Source organism: Porphyromonas sp. COT-239 OH1446 (genome assembly GCF_000768875.1).
Taxonomy (GTDB): domain Bacteria; phylum Bacteroidota; class Bacteroidia; order Bacteroidales; family Porphyromonadaceae; genus Porphyromonas.
In genome coordinates, this window is sequence record NZ_JRAO01000006.1 from 1 (window position 1) to 5231 (window position 5231).

Annotated in this window: 5 protein-coding genes and 1 pseudogene; 5 read left to right on the forward strand and 1 reads right to left on the reverse strand. The window is 42.9% G+C overall.

The features are described 5' to 3' along the window. The first annotated feature begins 435 nt into the window (after window positions 1-435). From HQ37_RS01080 to HQ37_RS01100, 5 genes are all read left to right on the forward strand, one after another. Entirely contained in the window at window positions 436-843 is a 408-nt protein-coding gene (locus HQ37_RS01080; RefSeq protein WP_152566752.1) for a TerB family tellurite resistance protein, read from the forward strand. A 9-nt stretch (window positions 844-852) separates the two neighbouring features. Next, entirely contained in the window at window positions 853-2160 is a 1308-nt protein-coding gene (locus tag HQ37_RS08005; RefSeq protein WP_052080668.1) for a hypothetical protein, read from the forward strand. Window positions 2161-2173: 13 nt separating this feature from the next. Continuing rightward, the gene (locus HQ37_RS01090) at window positions 2174-3091 is read left to right on the forward strand and encodes a hypothetical protein (RefSeq protein WP_152566753.1); all 918 of its coding nucleotides are present in this window, start codon (window positions 2174-2176) and stop codon (window positions 3089-3091) included. 47 nt (window positions 3092-3138) lie between these two features. Next, a complete protein-coding gene (locus tag HQ37_RS01095; RefSeq protein WP_152566754.1) occupies window positions 3139-3360 on the forward strand; it encodes a hypothetical protein in 222 nt (73 codons plus the stop codon). A 597-nt stretch (window positions 3361-3957) separates the two neighbouring features. Next, a complete protein-coding gene (locus tag HQ37_RS01100) occupies window positions 3958-4449 on the forward strand; it encodes an HU family DNA-binding protein (protein ID WP_036879199.1) in 492 nt (163 codons plus the stop codon). 423 nt (window positions 4450-4872) lie between these two features. On the opposite strand, the pseudogene HQ37_RS01105 reads toward HQ37_RS01100, so the two are convergent. Continuing rightward, window positions 4873-5126: pseudogene (locus HQ37_RS01105) on the reverse strand (IS3 family transposase); the annotation flags it as partial. Window positions 5127-5231 lie beyond the last annotated feature (105 nt).

A 5231-nucleotide genomic window follows, 5' to 3' on the forward strand; every position in this document is an offset into this window, starting at 1 on the left:
TCGCAAGGCGTTCAAAATCGCTAGATGCTGCGGGCATAATCAATAGGAATTGGGCTCCACCCACTGTCAACTTTTTTCAGTACACGACAGTCTCATACTGGCACTTGAACCTGAACAGAGGTATTTAATCGAGAGTAAAGCATCTATGAATGAAGTTTTTATTTACCTTTGTCGCAGGAGAGCCAGCTCTCCATTTATAATTTAACGGAAGCGTTATGCTTCATTCTTCCTCTGTAGAATCCTGAGAAAATTCAAAGAACGGAAGGGTGGCGTAACGGCTTCCCATGCTCATAGGCGTGGGGAGTCGTGTTGTGTCATTCTGCGTTCAGGGCCATTCTCAGGAGCCTTACAGAGAAGTTTGATACCATACGACCTCACGCTTTCTTTTTGTAATGTATCCCTGATAGAGGTCTAGGGGACACAGGGAAATAGATTATGGATGTAAACAAGGATCGAATTCGCCACCAGCTAATGAATATGTATCTATTAGCAATGGCGGATGGCACTTTCGACGAGAAAGAACAGCTATTCCTAGCACAAAGAGCACGACAGTTTGACCTCAGTCTAGATGAACTGTTCGACATCATCAATGAGGCGAATGAGATCAACACAGGGGATGTACCTGAATCTCTCCAAGATAGAGTAAAAAATCTCTATGACTTGGCTCAAATCATTTGGTCTGATGGCAAAGTCTCATCGGAAGAGAGAGCAGTGCTTATCTCTTTCATCCGGAAATATGGTTTTGTAGAGGAAAATGTAGAGGATATAGCTACCTACCTACTGGAAGAAGCACAAAAGGGCAGTGAAGTTCAGTCCATAATCGATCAAATACAAAATAACTAGAGAAATAGTATGGTAGCTCTTCAACAACTATTTAAACTCAAACCTGCTAATCAATTAGGAGTGCCCAACCCAACCAGTACTCAAACGGATGGAGCTCGAGCAGATGGGATACAAGCAATTTCAAATCAGATAAATAACACAGCCTCAGGCGCACAAACCTACAGGCAGATTGGCATTCTAGCCGCAGGTGCATGTAATGGTAATCTCGATGCTCTAGACGTAGAGCTGAATAATGCTCTTCAACGAATCAAGGCACATCAAGCAAATAATCATGCTATACAAGAAGCACATCAGGCTAAAATCAATCAAGATATAGCAGTCTGCCAAAAGGAGCTTGATCATCAAGATGAACTAGAAGAGGGTAGGCAAAAAGCAATCGGAAAAATCGAAGAGAAGATCAACGAATTAGATAGGCAAATATCTCACATCAAGGCGAATCCCGAGGAATTGGATGCAAACCCCATGAGTAAGATCGGGGTTTATATCGGAGGAACTATTCTAGTGTTCTTGACTTTATACTTGTTCGTATTCTACAGTTCGGCTTCCTATTCTGCCTTTTTCAAAAACTTTAGTCCAGATGACACTGCGATATCTCAAGCAATTTTTGATGCACAAGCACTTAGTGCAGCTTGGGATATGGGAGTTACTGCACTCATATTCATTTTGCTCATCCCCTTTGTATTTCTTGGCTTAGGCTTCCTAATCCATAAATTCCAAGAAAAGAAGAATGGGAGGGTGAATTGGCCAGGATACCTCAAAAGTTTTGCTTTGATCAGCATCACCTTTATTTTTGATGTTATCCTCGCCTACGAAATCACAGAGAAGCTTTACGAATTGAAGAGGGCTGGATCATTTGAGAGCATGCCTCCATACTCCTTTTCGATGGCTATAGAAAATGTTAATTTCTGGGTTATTATCTTCTCAGGGTTCTTGGTGTACCTTATATGGGGATTTGTTTTTGACTTCACTATGGAGTCATACCAAGATATGGATAAAGTGTACGTCAAGGCACGACAGCTGGAAGAACTTAAGAAGATTCATCTATCTGATATAGAAAAAGAAAAAAAGGCTATCGATCAGATACAAGAAGAAAGGAGAAGGCTACAAACCAAGCTAACAGGTCTACAGAATAGTCTCGGGACAATTGTCTTCGACATGGTAGAGATTGGTCTAGAATTGGGTAACTTCTTTAGTGGATGGCTCATATTTGTATCTAATCAAAACCAACCTGAGACAGACAAACATGTAAAGATATATGAATCCTTCTTGAATAAGAATGAGATCCAAACAATTAATGTGGCACCACCAGCCAATTGAAATCTATCTAGCAATGAAGTACTTATTAAATAGAATCATTCTATTCCTACTCATCTTTGTAACATTGGCATCCTGTTCGGGGGGAGACAAGGGGAATAGTAACAACGGCCATACAGGCTCTTCAGATCAAGACAAAACCACTGATTTACAATTAAATATATCTATATTCCTAGACCTATCTGCACGAATAATGCCTACGAAAGAGAATCCCAATCCCAAAGATCGGGATCTCGAAGCGATACAAGCTGTGGTAGATTTTTTCAGAAAAAACATGAAAAGCCACGGCGCCTACAAAGCTAATGGCAAACTGAGAGTCTTATTCAACCCAACACCCGAAGACCCCGAAATAAATACTCTAGCGAGTGTCCTGCAAGTAGATTTAGGCACAATGGATAATCGTCAAAAGAAAGAAACTTTTGACAATATTCAAGATCGTTTTAGTACAGCATTAGGTAGAATTTACGACCAAAGTCTGCAGGATCAGAAGTGGGTTGGAGCTGATATTTGGCGATTTTTCAAGAAAGACGTAAGTGATCATTGTATCCTCCGTGATTATCGTAATATACTCGTCATTATAACAGATGGATACATCTATCACGAGCGTTCTAAACAAAAGGCAGACAACCGGTACAGCTATCTAGTAGGGCCATTATTCCAATCTCTTGGACTTAGAAAAAATGTTCAATGGCAATCCATTGTAGAGACCAAAGATTTTGGTCTTATATCCACTCGGAGCGACCTTGAGAGTTTGGAAGTACTAGTCCTTGAAATATGCCCCGAGGTAAATCATCCAGAGGACGAAGATATATTGGAATACCTATTAGGAAAATGGCTAAAGGAGATGGGAATTGTCAGGTTCAAAATTCATAGTACAGATTTACCTGTCAATACCAAAGCTAATATTAATCGCTTTCTAGCACAACCAATCTAGACACCTACATTGTAATGGGTTATACAAACCATAAATACGATAAGATTATGTCATCAAACGGGAATTCATTTGTTGGAGGAGTTATTCTAAATATAGGACTCGTGCTTCTCCCTATTTGGATAGGCTACAAGACCTATCAATGGATCGACCCTGATAGCTTTTGGGGTGTAATTAAGTTCCTATTTGCTTGGGGCATATTCAGTGCTATTGCAGATGGGATCGTCATGCTGGTTATTGGAGGTCTCTTGAGTCTGTTTAACAACGATTAGAACGGATTTTCTTTAAATCATTCTCCTGCGCAAAGGAGATCATGTATAGAACAAAACTTCTCTAAAGGGCGAAATAAGAAGCTACTTGAGGAGTATGTTGCCTAATAGGGATGGTGAGCTTGCTAGGCAGAGAGGGTGTGGGTGATTAGGATAAGCCATGTCCGAGCCACCTGATAAGTTATTGCTGTTGGGCTTGCTACTTATCGCTCAAATTCTTATAAGTTACAAACACATAGTCTTATAAGTTACAAGTGTCTAGTATTATAAGTTACTAGGTTTCTATCCCATAAGTTATTCAATTCAGGGCCTATTACTTGCAACCCAATGAGGGAGAAGTAATAGGCTTTGATGATTTGAGACGCTCAACATATCGGGAAGATATGTACGGCTACATCGCCCCTCTGTAATAGACTATTACAAACTCATTAACAGCATATTACAGGGATAATAACATCGAGCCCTATGCTTGTGGGGCGTTGTATCTTTGTACTGTCTTGAGAAACAGAACCCAAAGGCCTTAGGGCTCTTGAGGCTGACTAATATCATGAATCAAGATGCTTAGCCGAGAGATTTCGGTAGAATTCAAATCTTATCTTTATGGATTATTCAATTAAAAAGAAGGTGATGCCAATAGGCAAGCACAAAGGCAAGACGATGTACTATGCCGAGGCCAACAGAGGCCGAGTAATTAACTTCGAGGAGGTTGTCGCTGACATCTCCGAGATGAGTTCCCTAACCACAGGAGACGTTCGCAATGCCATCGACCGTATTGCCTACTATCTCAAGCGAGAGCTGGTAGCTGGCAATACCATACGGCTAGGGCAAATAGAGACTTTTAAGCTGGTAGCCCGAGGGGCTTACAAAGAAGACCCCATCGAGGTGGACGCTGATACGGTCAAAAAGCCCCGCCTAAGGATCATAGCGAATGGCTATCTACGTTCAGCGGCCAATCAATTTAGAGTGAACGTAGACAACCCCTATCGGCGAGACAAGCAGAAGCCTCAGACCCCTCCCAGCTCAAGCCCTGGAGGTACAGAGGGGCAAAGCTCTGGTGGAGGATCTTCAGAGCACCCCAACCTAGGGCTATAGCACGGCACCTCCCCCCTCCCCGATCATAGTGGGGGGCTCTGCCTCTGACACTGGCCGAGGGGAATGAGAGTAGGTATGTCAGAGAGCGAAGAGGAAGGCGATAAGGCTTGTCATTAGAGTAGAGCGGGGGCATCCGAAACCTTATGTTTCGGATGCCCCCGCTCATTGTTTCCCGATCAAGGACGGGGAGAGCCCTATATGGNATTAGAGTAGAGCGGGGGCATCCGAAACCTTATGTTTCGGATGCCCCCGCTCATTGTTTCCCGATCAAGGACGGGGAGAGCCCTATATGGGTGAGCTTCGCCTCTCCTCTCGGGAAGGGTGCTGAGGCCGCCATGGGAATAGGCTATGGAGGCTTATTGCCCTATCGCATCCCATAGGGGATGCAGACAGCTGGCAGATAAGAGGCTACTTGGGTTTGGATTTTTTTATGATCTCGATGCCGTAGGTTTCCTCTGCCAATTCGGCTAAGAGCTTATAGGCTTCATGACCCAAGCTCTCTCGCTTGAGGCGACTTTTGAGTACACGGATCTCCTTGCGTAGTTGGAGCAATTCTTCTCTCTCACTGGGCGTTAGATCGCTCTTGGGGGACTGGGATGGCTTCATAAGGATTAGGAATGAGCTTGATCTTCAAGTCCAAATTTACAACTCAAATTGAGAATAACCCCATTAAGAAGCATTTTATTCGTCCGTGCAGGTTCAAGTATCAAGTGCAAATTTACTTTATAGCAGCGAAGAATACTTTTGCTGGGGATTTGAAACCCAACTTTTCTCTAGGCCTC

What these genes read in the sequence shown, in the direction of transcription:
- HQ37_RS01095 (WP_152566754.1), top strand. Translation starts at nt 3,139, where the DNA reads ATGTCATCAAACGGGAATTCATTTGTTGGAGGAGTTATTCTAAATATA.
- HQ37_RS01100 (WP_036879199.1), top strand. Translation starts at nt 3,958, where the DNA reads ATGGATTATTCAATTAAAAAGAAGGTGATGCCAATAGGCAAGCACAAA.
- HQ37_RS08005 (WP_052080668.1), top strand. Translation starts at nt 853, where the DNA reads ATGGTAGCTCTTCAACAACTATTTAAACTCAAACCTGCTAATCAATTA.
- HQ37_RS01090 (WP_152566753.1), top strand. Translation starts at nt 2,174, where the DNA reads ATGAAGTACTTATTAAATAGAATCATTCTATTCCTACTCATCTTTGTA.
- HQ37_RS01080 (WP_152566752.1), top strand. Translation starts at nt 436, where the DNA reads ATGGATGTAAACAAGGATCGAATTCGCCACCAGCTAATGAATATGTAT.